This window comes from Brevibacillus sp. DP1.3A, assembly GCF_013284245.2.
In the GTDB taxonomy this organism is placed as follows: domain Bacteria; phylum Bacillota; class Bacilli; order Brevibacillales; family Brevibacillaceae; genus Brevibacillus.
The window spans coordinates 1,147,319-1,165,943 of sequence record NZ_CP085876.1 but is presented as its reverse complement, the minus strand read 5'-3'; the positions used below and the strand labels follow the sequence as shown (position 1 = coordinate 1,165,943).

Here is an 18,625-nt window from a genome sequence, read left to right as displayed (position 1 = left end):
TCTGTTACTGAGACTTTTTCCGGTTCTTCGCCGCCAATAGTCTGTTTAGTGTTTCGTCAGGCTGCGCCTGTGTTTGCTTCTCCTGCTTCTCTTTTGCCTGCTCGTTCTTGACTGCTGCTGGCTTCACCCGATTTCCAGCCGCCCCTACCGAATGAATAAGGGGAGCAGATACGACTTTCTGGTCATCTGTCCGCTCTTCGCGTGTCCGTCTTGTCGCAGAGCGCTTCTCGCCGAGGCGAGACAATACAGCCTGTTGTTCAGAATCAGCAGACGTGGACTTGCGCAATCTCCATAAACTAGATAGCCTTGCCCACCATTGATCCGGTAACTGCAGACGGCGAACGGCGATATCGATCGGCAGCAGCAAAACCGCCAACATCAGCAACCACTCACTGATTGACTGTGTGTCCCATTTATCAGGAAGCGTGCCGCCAAAAGCCTCTTCCGGTTTGGTGATCTGATTCCCTCCACCGGCACTTAGCCACTCTTGAAGTTCTTTCTCTCCATCGGCATGTATTCCGTATTCCGGTGAATAGGAGACGGTTAATCCTGTCGTTTGGCTCGCCATGACTCGACCTTGGTTTTTTTGTGAGATCTGAATCATGTAAGTGCCCGGATCAGCCGTCTCGAATGCGCCTTCCATGACGCCTGGCGCAACCGGCTTAAGCTTGATGACCTCTCGCTTCATCTCTTGATTGAGAACGACTGCCTCCATCTCTTGGGGCATGCTTCCACCAGCTGGCATCGTAACCCTCACATTGCCTTTTGCGCCGTTCACGCTCGTGGTCGTCTTCCAAGCGCCTTCTGTAATTTGTGGGAAAGACCATGCCACGATTTCATTCCACAGACGGCTGTTTCCTCCCCAAGCCACCCAGTCCGGTGACCACTTCCCTTCCAGATCACTCGTCCAGGCGACAGAACGCCCCAGACCGTACTGCCAGCGGGTGAGAATCGGATCATCGTCAGCACTCATCAAGGATGATTCTGCTGTTTGCTTTGGTGTCGTTGCTATATACGCACGCACCGGAGGCAATGTCTGCTTCAGCGTAGGCCAAGCTCCCACCCCTGTATAGCCTGGTACTTGGGGCTTCTCCACAATAAACGTGCGACTGGCTAATGCTGTTTCTTTACTGAAGATTTTCGGGATGGATTCGGCATCGTTGGCAAAGTAATATCTGCCTTTTCCTAACTCGGCAATCATCTCCAGCAGCGATCTGTCCGAATCATCACCCAGCGCCACTGTTGAAACGGTAATATTTTCAGCCGTCATTTGTTGTAGCAGGCCCTCGTAATCGTCGTCGAGCGCAGACTGCCCATCTGTGAGCAAGATAACGTGCTTACGCTGCGTGTTCATCGCCTTTACACGTTCGTAGCCCAGCTGTAAGGCAGGGAAAATATCGGTCCCACCATCGGCTTGGATTCTGCTGATCTGCTGTTGGATTTCATCCAGCTTCGTGACAGACTGTGGAGCTACGACATCCCATGGAGCATCGTCAAATGCGATCACTCCGATGTAATCCTGTGCATTCATCATGGTTGTCGCTCGAATCGCGGCTTCCCTAGCAAGTGCCATCTTATCCGCACCTCTGGCATCGGAGCTCATACTACCCGACTTGTCGATGACCAGCTGAAGTCCGAGCGAAGGGAGCTGTTCCTTCCCTTTTAAATCCATGTGAACAGGTAATGCCTCTTCGATTGGTGTCTGGAACCAGCCACCCATACCAAAGCTATCTTTACCGCCTGTCATGATCAAACCAATGCCCAAATCACGTACAGCGGTCCTCATGCGTTCCATATCCGCATCAGTCATGCTGGTAGCGGGCACATCTGCCAGTACGATGGAGGCAAATTGCTTGTAGCCCTCAAGCTCCTTTGGCAGCAGTGCGAGATCGCGCAGCTCCACCTTGATATTGCCCGCCTCCAGCGCTTGAATGAGGTTGCTAGCGGCACCTGGATGCCCTTCGGCTACGAGTACGACTGGTGCCCCGGCTACCTGTGTATAGGCTGTAGCCTGATTGTTCGCCGCTACAGTATCTTGTCGCGGCTCGATTTCCACACGATAGCGATGGAAACCTTGCTGCATCGCTTTTTGTGAAAAAACGAAGCGGTTGTTGCCCTTGCCGATCTGTACTGTTTGCTGGCCCGCCTCGCGATTGCCTTCATACAGGCGTAGGGTTGCCTCGGTCGCTATCGTACTCTCCACATCAACGGTAATGCCGTATTCCTCTCCCGCATACAGTCTTTGCGGTACCTGTACAGATGTAAGAACGACCTCATCCCCGTTTGGTTGCTGCAAGGAAACAGCCTCTACAGCGATTCCTCGCTCCCTCGCCAGTCTCGTCTGCCGTGCCGCATCTCCGTTTGTTTCCAGACCATCTGTCAGCAAGACGACTTTTCCTCTGGCATTGGTAGGGATCATGGCAGACGCCAATCGGATTCCTTCTGCCAAATTGGTTGCATTCCGGTTGACATCCACGCCCAGGGGCTGTACCTCTTGGCGTATCGTCAACGGTTGATCGACTGCTGCCTCTGCACCTACTGCAATGACAGCATACTTATCTGCTGCTTGCTTTTGCCCGATCGCCTCGCGCAAAAAAGAGAGAACACGCGGATCGTCCTTCATGGAAGCGGATCGATCTACAACAAACACAATCGTTTTCGCCTGAACAGGTGTCAGCAGCTGTGTCCCTGCCAACGCCAAAACGAGAAGGAGGAACAAGAGCGAGCGAATGGTTGCAATTGTCGCTTTTCTGCCGATTGGCATTTGCTGTTGATGTCGCCACCAGCTGATGATGACGTACGCAACGGGAAGCAATAGCAACAGGAATAGCGGCTGTATAAAGTTAATACCCACGCTGATACACCCTCCATTCCACCAATAACACCAAGAGAGCAAATGCCGCCAACCAATAGGTCAACTCCTTTGTTCCCAGTGCTCCTGTTGTGTCAGTCGCTGTTGCTTCCTCACTCTCCTTTTGTTCTTCGGTATTCTTCCGGGCAACGCTCACAGACTTTGGTGTAATATTCGATTCTTCCTCATTCATTTGGACAGTAAAATACGTACTTTTTGTCCCTGTATCTACCCCTTCGTCAAGACGATACAATCCGGTCAACTCCGGTAGCTGCATCGTTTTCGACGTGGCATTCTCCGTAAGAGACTGCTGGTGTCCATTCGGATACGTCAAGGTACGTGTCGTCGCTCCTGGTGAGAGTGGGATAGTCAAGACCTCTCCCGGATGTGCTGTGGGGATTGGGGCTGTTTGACCAGGTGACAGCCAGTTGACGACATTTTGCATGAAAATCGGAAATGCAGGACGCAGCGGAAAGTCCGATGCATGCAAATCAAATCCGATGATAACCATTCGTCGACCGTCTATGATTCCGGCTCTGACCAGATCGACATCGCCTGCACGTACCAATGGCTTCATGCCAGGCATCTCGTCCAATACGTATCCTTTGGCGACGTGCACATCCCGCCAATCTACATGCTTGAGCAGCGGGTCATCCAGGGAAACTGGCCTTGGCTGTTGATCCAGTTCTTTTTCTCCAGCAAGCGGCAACCACCCTGTTTTCTTGTTCGGAGCAATCAACAAAATGTTTCCTTTTGGTAGCTGGTCTGGCACGACTCCGTCAAAAACCCACAGATCACGCGCAGCCTCCGCAGCATCTGGTGCCTGCTGAATTGTTTCCACCTCAAGACTTCCGACTGTCTGCAATACTTGATGGAGGAAACGGTTCCCCTCTGGCGAATACAACGCTGCTTTTCCTTTCCCTGTAGCGAATGGAACACTCCACATGACATTATCCTGAGAAAGGCCGTCCTGCTCCGGTTCGATGACTGCACGATAAACGCTAGACACCGCCAGCTTCTGAAACGAAAATGTCTGAGAGCTACCTGCTCCAATCGCAAAAGAATCCGTATCCAGCAGCTTGTCTTGCTCATCAAAAACAGTGACTTTTCCTTTCGCAGGCATACTACCGTGATTGTCCACCCGCAGCAGTCCCTCTACCCCTTTTTCCGTAGGCTGAGTCACAAAAACACCGATTGCGGTATTCTCGCGGGTGCTCCCCATCTGTATGAACTGAAAACTCCCAGAAAAAGCAGGGACTGAGCCTCCATCCAGCTTGCGTTCCCCGCTTCCATCCCCCATCCAAACCACTCCACTGCCTGGCTCATTCTCTGCAATAGCTCCCGCTAATGACAAGGCTGCGATTTGATCGGATGTCCCAGAAAAAGGCGCAAGCTTTTCGATGGCTTGCAAGAGCGGCTCTTTATCTGCACTTTTGGAAACCAAAACATTCGGCTCACGCCCTGCCTCGATGAGGGTCATCGTCTGGCTGCTTCCCAGCTTCTCTACGAGTGCTTTTGCCTGTGAAACGGCTCGTTGCAGTCGCGTCTCGTTCCCTTCCTTCGCCATCATGCTCCCTGATGTATCCACGACCAAAATCGTATGGTCGGATGTGATTCCCTCAGTGGGCACGGCCGGTCGGATCAAAGCCAGCACGAGCAAGCAGGCTGCGAGCAATTGCAGTAGCAACAACAGGTTGCGCCGCAGCCTTTCCCACGGTTTCACTGCTTCCCAGTTTTGCATCGTGCGCTGCCACAGGAGTGTACTTGGTATGACACGATCCTCTACTTTTCGCTTGAGCAGGTAGAGGACGATGATGGCCGGGATAATCAGCGCAAACCACAAGTTGCCCAAACCCATCCACTGCATGTTGTCTCTCTCCTCTCTAGCGAATCAAGCCGGCCTGACGAAAGACATGGAAGACAATCGATTCCAGCGATTGTTCCGCCTCTACAGACACGAAGGCAATCCCTCTTCCATAAGCAAACGCGGACAGTTCTTGTTGATAATCTCGCAAGCTCTTGTGGTACTCTTCCATCAAAAGGCTGGTCAAGGATACTTCTTTTGCTTGCCCGGTCTCTGAATCGATCAACCGCAGCTCTCCCGCATACGTGGGCGCAAGTTCTTCTTTGGAAAGCACCTGAACCAGCGTGACCTCTTGTCTGGCCGCCTGCAAATACGCGATGCCTTCCGTATAGCCTGACTCGAACAAAAAGTCCGACAGCACAATGGATGTGCTAGCTTTGCCGCTGACAGCACCGGGCTGGCGCATTGCCGTTTGAATATCACCTGTTCCCCCTTCTTGCAGGGAAGATAAGAAGCTGAGCAAGCGATGCGCCTGGTTCTTTCCTTGCAGTCCGGTAAGTGCTGCCGTAATGCGGCTGTCAAATGCATAGACCGACACATGGTCGAGGTGGCACAGGGACAAATAGCCAAGGGCCGCGGCAATCTCGACTGCACGGGCCATTTTGTTCGGTTGCCCGTAGCTCATCGAACGACTGCAATCGATATACAAGTTCACATGAAGCTCTGTTTCATCCAAGTACTTTTTCAAAAACAGCTTGCCTGAACGAGCATACGCATTCCAATCGAGCTGCCGCAAATCATCGCCGGGAACATACGCCCGATAGTCTGCGAACTCCATGGAACTGCCCAGCTGTCTCGCCCTTCGCTTTCCTGCCTGGCTGCCGCTGACCGCTTTGCGACTAGCCATCTGCATTCGCTCCAGTCTGGCGAGCCATGACGGATCAAGCAGGTGTTGATTCATACCTTCTGCGTCCCCAGTTCGTTCAAAATATCCATAATGACGCGGTCTGGTCGGATGCCGTTCGCCTCTCCTTCAAAATTGAGGAAAATGCGGTGGCGCAACGCTGGCAGCGCAACTGCTGTCACGTCCTCGTACGCCAGATTGTATCGGCCAGCCAATAACGCACGTACCTTTGCCAAGGAGACAATCGACTGCACGCCACGCGGACCTGCGCCGTTGCGCACATATTTGTTCACCGAAGCAATCGCCTGTTCCCCCGGATGCGTCGCTAAAAGCAGCTTCACGGCGTAATCCAGTACCGCATCGGCAACTAGCACTTCACGCGCTGCCTGCTGAATCTCAGCAATTTGCTCAGCTGAAGCCACTTTTTCCACGGTGATCACCTGGCTCGTGGTTGTTTGCCGTACGATCATTTTCAGTTCTTCTTCCGTCGGATACGGCACGTCGATCTTCAATAAAAAACGGTCCATTTGCGCTTCTGGCAACGGGTATGTCCCTTCTTGCTCTAGCGGGTTCTGTGTCGCGAGAACGAAGAACGGCTCTGGCAGCGGACGAGTCACTCCCCCGGCTGAAACTGTTCGCTCCTGCATGGCCTCCAACAGGGCGCTTTGCGTCTTGGGCGTCGCCCGGTTGATCTCGTCAGCCAGCACAACATGAGCGAAGATCGGACCATGTTGGAATTGGAAAGACTGCTGTCCCTTCTCGTCGACCAACAGGATGTTCGTTCCAGTAATATCTGTCGGCATCAGGTCCGGTGTGAACTGAATCCGCTGAAACGACAGCTCGAAGGCTTGGGAAAGTGTCCGAACAAGCAGCGTTTTGCCCAATCCGGGTACGCCTTCCAAAAGCGCATGTCCACCTGCAAACACGGCCCACAGAAGTTGCTCGACCACCTCCTTTTGTCCTACCAATACCTTTCCAATTTCCTGCCTGACAAGCTCTACTCGCTGCAAGCAATCTTCTAGCGTTTGCTGCGCCATCGCCGTGTCTCCTTCCTGTTGTTGAATGATCTAAGGCTCTATTTTGCTGAAATAATCCTTCACGATCTCTTGATAATCGCCGGGAATACTGCCTTTTTCCATACTCTCACGGGCAAATTGCTCATACTGGCCGTACACTTCCTCATACGGCAGCGTTCCACCTGAGGAAACCTGTGTATTTCCGCTTTGCTGCGACTGCGAAGGTCCAGACCCAAGTTGACCTCCGACTGTATCAACAGGTCCGTTGTCTCCACCTATGCGATCTGTCGGGACGGTAACGAGCTCGTGTTTGCCTTTTCCTAACCCAGCCCCGCCACCTTGACCGCTTCCTTGACCGCCAGAGCCGTTGCCGTTGCCGTTTCCGTTGCCATTCCCTTGCCCCGAGCCATTATTTCCATTCCCAGGCTGGTTTGCCGGGTTCGCCCCTTGATTTGGGTTGGTACCTGTTCCCGGTGTTGCCGCAGTTGGTTGATTCCCGGGTGTCCCCGATGCTGGAGTCGCCTGTCCTGTTGCTGCCGTACCTGCCCCAGCTCCACTCGCTCCAGCATTTCCTGCTTGTGCGCCTGCACTAGCAAGCGTCATTTGCGACTGATTGAGCGAAGCAGCGGCATGTATAGCTGCGAGCATGGCTTGCTGAGATTGTTGGATGCCCGTCATGGCTTGCATCAAGCTGTTCTCGAGCGCAGTCATCGCTTGAGGCACTTGTCCTTGGGCTGTTTGCTGGGCTGCCTCCGCCAGTTGTTTGGCGATATCCTCCAGCTCCTTCGAGTCGGCAGACTCTGCCTCTTTTTTCAATTGCTCTGCTGCACTTGCGAATTCGCGGGCGATCTCTTCCCGCTCTTTTTGCGGCATGCTTTCCATGGCTTTTGCCATTTGGGCCAGGGCCTCAGTCATCGCTTGTCGATCTTTTGCTTCCATCGCGCCAGCCACGGCTTTTGTTCCTTCTTGATTACCCAAGCTGCGCTGGAGTGCTTGCAGCGCTTTTTCTTTACGCTGCTCTGTATCTCTGACCTTCTCCAATTGTTTTTCCGCAGCGCGCAGTGCATTTTGACGTTCTGCCTGGTCGTCTGCTTTCGCCAAAGCCTTTTTTGCCTGCTCCAGCATTTCCTCCAGCTGCTTTTTCTGCGCGTCGGTTAAGTCTGTATTCTTTTTCACGTCCTGCTTGATTGCCTCTACTTCTTCCTCGACCTGTGCGATTGCTTTCTTTTCCTCAGCCATCTGGGCCAGTCGCAAGTCTTGAGGATTCGGCCAAAGAAACAACACCAGGCACACCAATAGCAAGCTGCTTGTGACATACACCTTTATTTGGACCAGCGACCAGATGCGGACGCTCTCTACGATTTGTAGCAAATTTTTTCGCAGATGCTGTAGGGCGTCTTCCCTCTGCATACCCGCTACCATCGACTGATTCTCTTGATTCTCCCATGCTGTGACGACTCGCTGAGCCAAACCATTGCCGTCTGCCACTTGCGCACATTGGAGCCAGGTAGGGCGCATCCAAAGCGCACGCACCAGACCCGTGATGACAACAAGCACTGGCAGCACAACCGCGATCCATTGGTAAAACGGAATCGGCCAGATGCGGGCAAGGAGGAGGAGCACCAGACTCGCCCCCATTCCCCACAAACCATAGACCGTTAGCTGCTGTATCCATACACGCAAGCCCAGTTGCTTTCGAATAGGCGCAAGCAGTGGCTTCAGCTCATCGCTCGATTTAGAGGTAAACATGGCTTATTGCTCCTCTTTTACTTTGCGAAATCTCGGTTTCACTGGCTGAATGAGATAGATGGCGAGTAAAAGGCAGAACAGTGTAACGATCCCGAAAAACAGGCAGTAAACCGCAAACGGGTCCACATTCCCAATCCTGATCTGCGGCCCTTCTTCAAAAATGTTTAACATCGCTAACAATGGGTTGAAATTATGCAATAGATCTGGCCAGTCCGGCATGTTCGCGGATGACATGCCACCCGACCGGCGTTGGTACCGAATGAACTCTTTGATAATTTCCGCCAGTATGCTCGATCCAATCGCATATCCAAACACCACGGCATAAGTGACGACCGTAGCGATACCTGTCCGTTTGATCAGCGTGGACATGAGCACACCAATGCTGCCGATGCCGAACATCGTAATGACGTAAAAACCAAACACCTTAATCACTTGTGCAGGTGAAATTCCTCCATACAAAAAGACGATGGCATAGAGCGGGATGGTCGCAATGACCAGGAAGGTCATGAAGCTGAGCGACGCCAGCCATTTGCCTAATATCAATCGAGTGGCGCTGACATTCGTGGTCAACAGTACGCTCAATGTCTGGCGTTCGCGCTCACCAGAAATCACACCTGACGTTAGTCCCGGTACGACAAAGCAGATCATCCCGAGCTGAAACACAGACAGCATCATGAACAGCTCGCGAGTATCATTCGGGTTGTAGTAACTGCCGCCGTTTGTCATAAAGAAAATCAGCGTGAGCGTCATTGCGCCCAAAACGAGCAAATAGAGCAGGATGATCCACGGTGACCGATTGGTCCGCATCCGCATTTTCCATTCATTGAACAAGACAGGATTGCGAAATCGTCTCAAGTCGCTCATGAGCCCACCCCTTTCGTAATTTCCAAGAAGATTTCTTCCAAATCACCAACTGCCTCATTAAACGCGGCAACAGGATAGCCTGACACCGCAAGCTCCCGCAGCAGCTCAACCTGTTCTTCGTCATTGCCTGAAAAGCCCGCAACGACCCAGTTCCCTTCGCGTGTCACCCTGGTAATGCCGGGCATCTCACGCAAGCGCGTCATTGCTTCCTCAACCCGATCCAACAGGCGGATGCGCAATACCCGCTGTTCTTGCATTTTTGAGTAAATCTCATCGACTCGTCCAAAGGCAACCAGATTGCCTTCCTCCACAATCCCGATGACGTCGCACATCTCCGCTAGCTCAGGCAATATGTGCGAGCTAATGATAATCGTCTTGCCCATGTCCCGCAGTTCCTTCAAAATCTCCCGCAGCTCGATGCGTGCACGTGGGTCCAACCCAGAAGCTGGTTCGTCCAAAATGAGCACTTCCGGATTGTGAACCAGCGAGCGAGCCAATCCGAGTCGCTGCTTCATCCCCCGCGACAACGAGTCGACGTAGGCATCCCGCTTGTGGGTGAGATTTACCAGCTCTAATAGCTGCGGAATAATTTGTTTTCGCTCTGCTGCCGGAATATCGTAGTTCGCGCCGTAAAAATCGAGGTACTCTTCTGCTGTCAAATTGTCGTAGACACCAAAAAAGTCAGGCATGTAGCCGATCAGCTTGCGTACTTCCTTTGGATGCTTGGTCACTTCGTAGCCGCCTACGTATGCTTTCCCACTGGTCGGCTCTAATAAAGTCGCTAAAATGGACATCGTCGTCGATTTCCCTGCCCCGTTCGGACCGACGAAACCAAAAACGGTACCCTTGTCAATTTCGAGCGAAAGTCCTTTTAACGCTTCCATTTTGCCGTAGCGCTTGCGCAAATTTTGGATCTGGATCACTTCTTGCTCACCTTCCCTTCCACACTGACACTTGGAACCCCAATGTGGCGATCATCCTCAAACTGGTGGGCAAATTTGATGCGGACAATGCCGTCGCCCGAAACATAAGTAGTGGTCTTGTCACTTGTCATTACGTTGTTCATGAATGCTTTTTCAAATGGTTCGAAAGCTTTCGTCTTCCAGTTGTAAACCTCTTTTTCAAATGTCGTATTGTCCTCTGACCAGGTGTACAAATACAAATTGCTGATGGCAAGATCCTGTCCTTCCTGATTCAGATTGATGTCAAAGGTAATATCCCCAGCAGGAAGTCTAAAGCCATCTCCGTAGTCATCTACCGGAACTGAGCTGCCCGACATCGTCACATCAAACGATCCCGTCGGATAATAAATGTGTCCGTCCTTGGATGGATTCACTTGCAGTGTCGAAGTGACCATGGCAATGCTGCTGTTCTCTGTATTTTCGTTTGGTACGACAGCCTCAACAACTTGCTCATCGGTCCAGCCCACGAGTTTTACCACTTCAGACTGACCACCACGTCTGTCCATCATGTCGAGCATTTCCACGATGAGTTGCTCACGCGTTTGTCTGTCATAGCCATTCGATAGCATATGCTGCGGCAGTGCATTCCCCGTATTCATCCGATGTTGGTTCCGCCTTGCTTGATGTTGAGAGGCAAACGGCAAGTTCACTTCGATACTGCTGCCAGCCGCCAACTGCGGAAACTCTTGTACCGTTATACCTGTCGAGATCGTCACATCTCGCAGCGAGTACTTCGTATTGTTTGTCACAGTTCCTTTCAGTGCGCCATTCTCATACGACAGGTTCGATTCTATTTTCCCTACGTCCGGTAAGGATTGCTCCGTCGTAACCTTGCGCATCGACCAGAACTCTACATCTCGGAAATCAATATGGGTCTGATCTGGCTGGATGGAAATCCACGTTTTCGGAACTTGATCGATATAATTTCTTTCAATGACGGGCTGGGTCATGCCCTCTCCCTTTAAAGTTAAACGATAGTCGTCATTACTCGGTACGAATAATGCGGTTACGCTTATCGCATTCGCCTGTCCGTTGTTTTGCAGCTCAACATAACCTACCTGGTGCAGCTTTACACCCACACCGCGCTGAATGGCACCAATCGAGAAGATTCCGATTCCCGCCACCACCGAAAGGGCAGGCACGATCACCCACATGTAGCTTTGCTTGCGGCGTCTCCGCAAAATATAGAAAAGAACTGGCCCTACAACCAGGGCATAAATTCCGAAAAATACTGCGAACCAGCCAACCTCCGGAATTTTCAAGGATGGGACTCGATCAGCAGCATCCTGAAGCGGCCATGCGTTGTCGATCACGCTCCTATTTGAAGCGTTGATGAAAGAACCAAAAGCCTTTACTAATGTATCTGCCCAAAAGCGGCTGTTTCCTGCCCAGCTGGCTACTGGTTCCGCCGCCAAATCATAGGCGACGTACAATACTTTTCCGGCTCCCACGTTATGTACAGCCATCAACGGAATATTTCCTTCGCTGTACAGAACTTTCCCTGCCTTCAATGTCCCATTGCTTACAGTAAAGGGGGATGTTAATGCAATCGGGTTGGTCTTATCCACCTTTAAACTAGAAAGTGTCTGTACGCTCGTCACTCCTGTCACTTCTACTGGTGACAAGTCACCCAAAACGCCTCCGGATTTCTTGTACTGTGCTCCTCCGGCTAAAATCAGCATCCCGCCAGATTTCGTCCAATCCCGAATCGCTTTGATCTGCTGTTCATTCAATGAATCCAAAGCAAAATTGTTGATGACTAGCATATTAATCATCTGGAGCTGTGTACCTGTCACTGGCATATTGTCTGCCTTCATCGTCAAGAGCTGGACAGGGTTATGAATAGAGCCTTTCGGCAGTACACCAAGGAAATTAGCTGTGTCAGGATTTTCTGCCAACACGCCGATCATCAGCGTATCTTCACTGTATGAAAGGCCTGTTATCGGCGTTTGCGCGATCATCTTATTATTTTGCATCAAGGCCACAAAAGAACTGCTATGCAGCTCTGATCCAGGAACGAGAATCGTTACCTGCTTGGTCACTCCGCTTGCAATCGAAACCGGCTGATAATTGGCAACTGCAAAGCGACTGTCTCCCTGTTCCCCCGTGGCGACAAAAAGATCGCCTTCAATATCCGCCCCTCCATTTTTCACCGTGACGACAACGGGAACCATTCCCGTTTGCCTGTACTTTCCTTCAATTCCGACTGTTACTCCCAGCTGAATGTTTCCCTCTGCCAAGGCTGTCCCCGTTAAGCCTAAAGGAACACCTACTACCAACAGGAGGAACGCACAGAAGGCCAGGAGCCACCGCTTGCACTGCGCCGTTTTCATTCGTTCAAAACCTCCACGGACCATTCTTTTTTCTTCCTATCTTTTCATCTCATACAGTTATTGACGTTATTTCCAGACAAATAGCTACAATTTTTTTCAAAATGAAGTCGATTGGTCACCAAGTGCGAGAGGATTTTACACGGCTGTTGGAAAATCATTCAGGTAACATGACAGTCATGAACAAGGAAGAGTGTGGAATAAAAATGTCTACGTTTTCTTGGAATTTGCGAGATGATTTGCACGAATTTGATCTCGAGGAACCACAGGCAAGCCCAGGTGTATGGGGAGACCGCGAAGCGCTCTACCTGCAGGGGATGGGGGCTCCTGTTTTCCTGCGCCAGGCTGTCCCCTATTCATGCTTTCGACTGCAAGCGGAAGTAGCCATACCAAAGCAGGTAGGCTTTGTTGGACTCGTTTTTGGTGCACGAGATTCGCATAATTACGAGCTGGTTTACCTCGCCCCGGAAGAAATTCAGTATGATCCGATCATGAATGGGTCCATGACGTGGCAAATTTATAACGGCCCTCGCTATCAAAACCCGTTGTCTTACACAACTGGGGAATGGAAGACGCTTGCTGTGGAGGTTCAAGCAAAAGGGGCTGTCGTTTATTTGGGAGAAGATCCTGCGCCGCAGTTGGTCATTTCCAATCTACAGCACGGGGCGTCGCTTGGGAAAATCGGTTTCTGGAACTACTTGCCCGCATACATTCGCAATCTAACGGTAACAGAAATCACGCCGACCGATGTCATGCCTACCGAGACAGATCGGCAACAGCTCGCAGCGGAGGGTTATCTTACGGAATGGCTCATTTCAAAGCCCTACTTCACTCATGATCAATCTACAATCTTGACGGAATGGACAGATGCAGTAGTCGAAGAAAATGGGACACTCAATTTCAATCGGCTCTTCTCTGCAAAGCCTGGGATGAGTGTCCAAGCCAAAAGCACGATTACGGTTCCCTATGAGACTGTGACTCAACTCCATTTTGGCTTCAGCGATCATTTGCGACTTTGGGTCAATGAAGAGGAAGTGCATCAAGGCGTGTGGAGATGGAATCCCCCAGAAAGTGACGGACGAATTCGAAGCAAGCACACCAAAGTATCTGTTCGCCTGCACGCAGGGGTAAACACGATTCGGGCGGAGATCATGAATCAGGAGCTGTTTGGCTGGGGAATTTGTGTGAACGTCCAGCGTTAATCCATAGATTTATCTGTTATCAAAAAAGCTAAGCTCTCTCTTTCTTTCCGAGAGCTTAGCTTTTTTCGCTTCTTTAATGAATCTTAACAATCAGGTTCTACAGTATGGGAGAAAGGAGGCGGAACATCATGCAAGACGCTATCGTCTGGGGCCCGTTGATTATCAAGTACGAATGGATCGCAATCGCCCTTTCTGCACTGACAGCTTATATAGCCATGAAGTATTGGGTGAAGAACCAGATCGATGTAAGCAAGCCGATTATGGAGGATATATCCAATGTACTTTTCTGGGCTTTCTTGATTTGGAAGTTTAGTGTCATTCTTTTCAATCCCGTTAGTGTGCTGAACAATCCTTACTACCTACTTTATTTTTCAGGGGGCGAGCGAGGAATTTGGCTAGCTGCAATCGTCGTCCTTTGTTTCCTGTACATTCAATCCAAAAGGCGCGCCATCTCCTTTTGGTTGTATGCCGCAGTCATGGCGGTGGGCTTGTTTACCTATCAATTCGTCTATTCTCTGTTCCCACTTTTGTTCAACCATCCGCTGCAATCACGCCTGTATGATCTCAGCCAGCTTGTCCTTGCGATCGTACTGCTGATCTGGATATATCGCAAAAAAGAGAGCGTTGGGAACCCCCGTGATATCAATCAACTCATCCTTTGGTATAGCATGGGACAAATGTTTAACGGCTTTCTGAAAGGTCATTCTGTCGCGGTGTTTTTGGGTTTATCCAGTGAGCAGCTATTCTTTTTAGCCATTACCCTGTGCTGTTTGTTTTTTCAAAATCTCAGCAAAGAAAGAAGCTTGCAAGAATCGTAAGCATGGAGGATTTTTCAATGGATCAAATTTCAATCTTATTTGCTGTAGCGGCAGGAATGCTATCGTTTTTCTCCCCTTGTATTTTTCCGCTTTTGCCCGCTTATGTGGCCAATCTTACGGGTTCCTATGTGAGCGGCGACAAGATAAGTGTTTCCAAAAAAGTGCTGATGGTTCGTTCTCTCCTTTTCATCCTTGGCTTTACTGTAGTTTTCATGATGATGGGCGCCTCTGCCAGTATGATCGGACAATTTTTCGTTGCCAATCGAGGGGTATTAGAAAAGGTCGCAGGCTTGCTGATTATCCTATTCGGTCTACAGACAGCTGGGCTATTAAACCTACGTTTTCTCATGTTTCAAAAGCAATGGGAAATCAAAGGGCCCAAGAACGGATGGCATTCATTTGTAGTCGGTCTCGCTTTTGGGACAGGCTGGACACCTTGCGTGGGCCTCGCTTTATCTTCGATTCTGCTCTTGGCAGGGTCTGCTGAAACGATGTACAGTGGGATCTTTTTGCTGCTGTTTTATTCGCTCGGCTTAGGAGTGCCTTTTCTCTTGATTTCTTTACTGATTACAAGATCGTTAGGTGTCATGAAAAAAGTAAATAAATGGCTGCCACGGCTGTCTCTGATAAATGGTTGGATTTTGATTGTGATGGGCTTGCTGCTGTTTACGGGGCAATTACAGAAATTAAGTGCCTGGCTGGCGCAATTCGCTCCAGTGCTATAATGAAAGGATGATTTTCCATGAAGAAAAATATAATCGTGATTGTACTCCTGCTCGGATTGGTTGGATGGGGAGCTTACGATACCATACAGAAAAATGATGTCCGTGAAGCAAGACTATCGAGCAGTGAGCAAGCGACGACAGACTCTTCCCTGACTGTTGGGATTAACCAAGGCAACCTAGCGCCTGACTTCGAGCTAAATACTCTGGATGGAAAAAGTATCAAGCTTTCCGATTTGCGAGGAAAAAAGGTCATCGTGAATATGTGGGCAACCTGGTGTCCACCGTGTCGAGCAGAAATGCCGGACATGCAAAAATTTTACGAGAAATACAAAGATGAAAATGTCACGATTCTTGCTGTAAATATGACCACATCAGAGAAAAATGTAGACAGTATCCCCGCATTTTTAGATGAATTCGGGATTACATTCCCGGTCGTACTGGATGAACAAAATGAGGTAGCGGATATCTATCAAGTCGTAGCACTTCCTTCCAGCTATATCATTGATTCGAATGGCGTCATTCAGCAGAAAGTAATCGGTCCGATGAATTATGAGATGATGGAAAATATGGTTGCACAGACACGTTAGTGAGTCAGGAGGTATGCAAAATGGCAATCAAGGGGACCGGAATATTAGTAGTAGAGGATGACGTGAAGATTCGTAAACTCATTGTCCTGTACCTCGAAAAGGAAGGATATGAGGTATATGAAGCCGGAGACGGTGAGGAAGCCCTCGTTGCCTTTCGAAAATACGACCCTTGTCTTGTTATTCTGGACTTAATGCTCCCAAAAGTAAGTGGAGAAGAAGTTTGCAAAAGCATCCGGGCAGATTGGAAGGAAGAAATCCCTATCATCATGTTAACGGCAAAGGTCGAGGAACAAAGCCGGATTGAAGGCTTAAAATCAGGCGCAGATGATTATGTGACGAAGCCATTTAGCCCGGGTGAACTCGTTGCACGGGTAGAATCTATCTTGCGCAGAACGAACCAACGATGCAGCAAAATCACGTATCGGGGTTTAACGATAAAAGCATTACGCGGGGAAGTTCATTACCTAGGAGAGAGCCTTTCGCTAACACAGCACGAATTTCGCCTGTTGTATTTTTTGATGATGCACCCCAACCAAATACTGACCAGGGAACAGATCATTGATGAACTGTATCCCCACAATGAAAAGGTCGTGACGGAAAGAACGATTGATGTGCACATCGGCAAGCTGAGAGAAAAACTGAAGTGGGATGGTGACAGCGAACTCATTGAAACCATCCGGGGAATGGGGTATCGCTTTGTTGCTTATCAAAAATAATCCTGTTCGAATCAATATTTTATGGAAGCTTATTTTGATCAACGCAGCCGTGATTGGTATCGCGATCTGGCTCGCTGGCGTTACTGTGAAAGACTATGCCTGCCTGCTTTTTGCAAACTCCCCCTCTGTAAGTCCAGCAGAAAGTGCTGCATTTACGCAAACGATGCAGACATTTTTGATCAAAGCCAGCTTGGCAACCGCAGTGATTGCCGGGATTTTCCACTACTTTTTCGTCAAGAAGCTGCTTCAACCGCTCAAGAAATTAGGGAGTGCTACACGCCAAATGGCTCAAGGAGACATGCCAGATCCCCTCACCATTCGAGTTCGCGATGAAATCGGACAGTTGACGGCTGATTTTAATCAATTAAGCCTGAAATTGAAGCAAGTCGAAGAGCTACGAAAAAAAATGCTGGCTGATATTGCCCATGAACTGCGGACCCCATTAACCAATATTAACGGGTATTTGGAAGCGCTAAGCTCTGGAATTATTCAAGGCTCGGTCGAGCTGTTCCAATCCCTTCACGAAGAATCCATACGCATTACCCGTTTGGTAGAGCAGCTGCACCAATTAAATGTCTGGCAAGGAAAGAAAATATCGAACGACAATAAGAGCAGTGTACTCGCTATCGATAAGATTATGGAATCTTGTCTCGAGCATTTTTCTTTGGAGTTCAGGAACAAAGAAATTGCGATATCCTCCGATATAGAGGCAGCGCAAGTAATCGGAGATGAAGACGGGTTAAAACAAGTGTTGCATAATCTCCTGACGAATGCACTGCAATATGACGAGGGTGGCTGGGTGACTATTACAGGAAAGCACACTGAGTCTGCCTACCAGGTTACCGTCACGAATATCGGCCAGCCGATTCCGAAAGAAAAAGAATCTCTCATTTTCGAGAGATTCTATCGGTTAGATTCGTCCCGGAGCAGGGATACAGGTGGATCGGGATTAGGCTTATCTCTCGTAAAAGAAATTATCGAGCAACAGAATGGAAAAGTTGGGTTGCAGTCACAAGGGATGCAGCATTCCTTTTGGTTTACCATACCTTTGCAGCATCCCACATCAAATTGAACGATTTCCTATGCCATACCCTACATCCTGAAGCCTCGTCGGCTCAAACATATCGGCAATCGCCTGATGCACAAGAGGCGGGTGCTCCGCCAGTCGATGACACAAGTACAAGTACCACTCTGTCCCATATGTGAGGTACAAGCGCAATGGAACCCCATTTTCTCGCAAGGCATGAGCCAGCTCAGGGCGAACCCCGTATAACAGCTCGACCTCTACATTTGGTCGGTGCAAATAGTCTCGACGGGCTAGCTCGTCTACAATCGCTTGGTCATGGGTGGCGAGTGAGCATTCGCGCCCAGCTTGCACACACATGTCAGCCAGCTCCAGGTATCGTTCGTTCAACTCCACTGAACGCGCCAATGCGATTTCCTGGGGTTCCTTGAATGCGCCTTTGACCAAACGAATTTTCCCCGGAAGTCCGAGCACCCGTTTCACATCATCTAACGAGCGGTGCAAATGGGCTTGGATGGTAATGCCCACTTTTTCATGTCGCTGTGCCAAGCGCTCATACATGCTGATGATCGCCTCTGTTTTCGTCGATTCCTCCATGCTGATCATCAAATATTGTCCGCTATGCCTCGCCCGCTCCGCCAACTCTTCTACGTGAGCAAAAGCCAGCTCTTGATCCAGTAACAAGCCAAGATGGGACAGATCAAAGGAGATTCCGACTGGTGTATGTAGTTGGGAACACTCCGCAGTTAGCGCCAGAAATTCCCTCTGCGCTTCATGTACTACCTGCAAATCCAGCATATTTTCACCAATGTGTTCAACGGATAGACGGTAGCCCATTTTTTCCAAACGCTGGGCTATTTTCATTGCATCCGCACGCGTTTCGCCTGTCACATAACGTTTCGCAGCAGTCAAAAGCAACGGATATAGCAAGGGCGATGTTCTGACCGCTTCCTTGATTCGTTCATCACGGGCGATTGTACGCAAAATCTCTGCGGTTCTTCTCTCTTCTGGTGTCATCCTTCTCTCTCCTTTGGCAGTGGCATACCTCTTCTCTTCCATCACCCTACCATGGT

General features: G+C 50.0%; 15 protein-coding genes. 6 read left to right on the top strand and 9 right to left on the bottom strand.

Translation table 11 applies throughout. The annotated features are described in order from the left end of the window. Positions 1–4: 4 nt before the first annotated feature. Genes HP399_RS05245 through HP399_RS05210 form a run of 8 tightly spaced genes read right to left on the bottom strand, consistent with a single transcriptional unit; the run spans position 5 to position 12,483 of the window. Positions 5–2,854, bottom strand: a complete 2,850-nt coding sequence (locus tag HP399_RS05245; RefSeq protein WP_173616719.1) for a VWA domain-containing protein — start codon at positions 2,852–2,854, stop codon at positions 5–7. Next, entirely contained in the window at positions 2,844–4,718 is a 1,875-nt protein-coding gene (locus tag HP399_RS05240; RefSeq protein ID WP_173616720.1) for a vWA domain-containing protein, read from the bottom strand. The genes HP399_RS05245 and HP399_RS05240 overlap by 11 nt, the downstream gene beginning before the upstream one ends. A 16-nt stretch (positions 4,719–4,734) precedes the next feature. Continuing rightward, complete coding sequence (locus HP399_RS05235) at positions 4,735–5,616, bottom strand: DUF58 domain-containing protein (RefSeq protein WP_173616721.1); 882 nt, start codon at positions 5,614–5,616, stop codon at positions 4,735–4,737. Next, a complete protein-coding gene (locus HP399_RS05230; protein ID WP_173616722.1) occupies positions 5,613–6,596 on the bottom strand; it encodes an AAA family ATPase in 984 nt (327 codons plus the stop codon). Before HP399_RS05230 ends, HP399_RS05235 begins: the two co-directional genes overlap by 4 nt. A 30-nt stretch (positions 6,597–6,626) precedes the next feature. Next, on the bottom strand, positions 6,627–8,324 hold the full coding sequence (locus tag HP399_RS05225) for a hypothetical protein (RefSeq protein ID WP_173616723.1): 1,698 nt from the start codon (positions 8,322–8,324) through the stop codon (positions 6,627–6,629). A 3-nt stretch (positions 8,325–8,327) separates the two neighbouring features. Continuing rightward, a complete protein-coding gene (locus tag HP399_RS05220; protein ID WP_173616724.1) occupies positions 8,328–9,188 on the bottom strand; it encodes an ABC transporter permease in 861 nt (286 codons plus the stop codon). Further along, positions 9,185–10,111: an ABC transporter ATP-binding protein gene (locus tag HP399_RS05215; protein WP_173616725.1), complete on the bottom strand. Its 927-nt coding sequence runs from the start codon at positions 10,109–10,111 to the stop codon at positions 9,185–9,187. The genes HP399_RS05220 and HP399_RS05215 overlap by 4 nt, the downstream gene beginning before the upstream one ends. Then, the gene (locus HP399_RS05210; protein WP_228088453.1) at positions 10,108–12,483 is read right to left on the bottom strand and encodes a DUF7408 domain-containing protein; all 2,376 of its coding nucleotides are present in this window, start codon (positions 12,481–12,483) and stop codon (positions 10,108–10,110) included. Before HP399_RS05210 ends, HP399_RS05215 begins: the two co-directional genes overlap by 4 nt. A 203-nt stretch (positions 12,484–12,686) precedes the next feature. Between HP399_RS05210 and HP399_RS05205 the strand changes: the two genes are divergently transcribed. From HP399_RS05205 to HP399_RS05180, 6 genes are all read left to right on the top strand, one after another. Further along, positions 12,687–13,682, top strand: coding sequence for a hypothetical protein (locus HP399_RS05205; RefSeq protein WP_173616727.1), 996 nt, complete (start codon positions 12,687–12,689; stop codon positions 13,680–13,682). Positions 13,683–13,810: 128 nt separating this feature from the next. Further along, complete coding sequence (locus HP399_RS05200; RefSeq protein ID WP_173616728.1) at positions 13,811–14,500, top strand: prolipoprotein diacylglyceryl transferase; 690 nt, start codon at positions 13,811–13,813, stop codon at positions 14,498–14,500. A gap of 17 nt (positions 14,501–14,517) precedes the next feature. Further along, on the top strand, positions 14,518–15,225 hold the full coding sequence (locus HP399_RS05195; protein WP_173616729.1) for a cytochrome c biogenesis CcdA family protein: 708 nt from the start codon (positions 14,518–14,520) through the stop codon (positions 15,223–15,225). A 17-nt stretch (positions 15,226–15,242) separates the two neighbouring features. After that, positions 15,243–15,812 carry a peroxiredoxin family protein gene (locus tag HP399_RS05190; RefSeq protein WP_173616730.1) on the top strand — a complete coding sequence of 190 codons (570 nt, stop codon included), beginning with the start codon at positions 15,243–15,245 and terminating at the stop codon, positions 15,810–15,812. A 20-nt stretch (positions 15,813–15,832) separates the two neighbouring features. Further along, positions 15,833–16,528, top strand: coding sequence for a response regulator (locus HP399_RS05185; RefSeq protein ID WP_173616731.1), 696 nt, complete (start codon positions 15,833–15,835; stop codon positions 16,526–16,528). Beyond that, on the top strand, positions 16,479–17,600 hold the full coding sequence (locus tag HP399_RS05180) for a sensor histidine kinase (protein ID WP_173616732.1): 1,122 nt from the start codon (positions 16,479–16,481) through the stop codon (positions 17,598–17,600). The genes HP399_RS05185 and HP399_RS05180 overlap by 50 nt, the downstream gene beginning before the upstream one ends. On the opposite strand, the gene HP399_RS05175 is transcribed toward HP399_RS05180, so the two are convergent. Continuing rightward, positions 17,592–18,569: a proline dehydrogenase family protein gene (locus tag HP399_RS05175; protein ID WP_173616733.1), complete on the bottom strand. Its 978-nt coding sequence runs from the start codon at positions 18,567–18,569 to the stop codon at positions 17,592–17,594. The genes HP399_RS05180 and HP399_RS05175 overlap by 9 nt on opposite strands. Positions 18,570–18,625: the final 56 nt, after the last annotated feature.

Excerpts from the sequence above, each read along its gene's own strand:
- HP399_RS05240 (WP_173616720.1), bottom strand. The coding sequence starts at position 4,718 with ATGCAGTGGATGGGTTTGGGCAACTTGTGGTTTGCGCTGATTATCCCG.
- HP399_RS05235 (WP_173616721.1), bottom strand. The coding sequence starts at position 5,616 with ATGAATCAACACCTGCTTGATCCGTCATGGCTCGCCAGACTGGAGCGA.
- HP399_RS05230 (WP_173616722.1), bottom strand. The coding sequence starts at position 6,596 with ATGGCGCAGCAAACGCTAGAAGATTGCTTGCAGCGAGTAGAGCTTGTC.
- HP399_RS05225 (WP_173616723.1), bottom strand. The coding sequence starts at position 8,324 with ATGTTTACCTCTAAATCGAGCGATGAGCTGAAGCCACTGCTTGCGCCT.
- HP399_RS05220 (WP_173616724.1), bottom strand. The coding sequence starts at position 9,188 with ATGAGCGACTTGAGACGATTTCGCAATCCTGTCTTGTTCAATGAATGG.
- HP399_RS05210 (WP_228088453.1), bottom strand. The coding sequence starts at position 12,483 with ATGAAAACGGCGCAGTGCAAGCGGTGGCTCCTGGCCTTCTGTGCGTTC.
- HP399_RS05205 (WP_173616727.1), top strand. The coding sequence starts at position 12,687 with ATGTCTACGTTTTCTTGGAATTTGCGAGATGATTTGCACGAATTTGAT.
- HP399_RS05200 (WP_173616728.1), top strand. The coding sequence starts at position 13,811 with ATGCAAGACGCTATCGTCTGGGGCCCGTTGATTATCAAGTACGAATGG.
- HP399_RS05195 (WP_173616729.1), top strand. The coding sequence starts at position 14,518 with ATGGATCAAATTTCAATCTTATTTGCTGTAGCGGCAGGAATGCTATCG.
- HP399_RS05190 (WP_173616730.1), top strand. The coding sequence starts at position 15,243 with ATGAAGAAAAATATAATCGTGATTGTACTCCTGCTCGGATTGGTTGGA.
- HP399_RS05185 (WP_173616731.1), top strand. The coding sequence starts at position 15,833 with ATGGCAATCAAGGGGACCGGAATATTAGTAGTAGAGGATGACGTGAAG.
- HP399_RS05175 (WP_173616733.1), bottom strand. The coding sequence starts at position 18,569 with ATGACACCAGAAGAGAGAAGAACCGCAGAGATTTTGCGTACAATCGCC.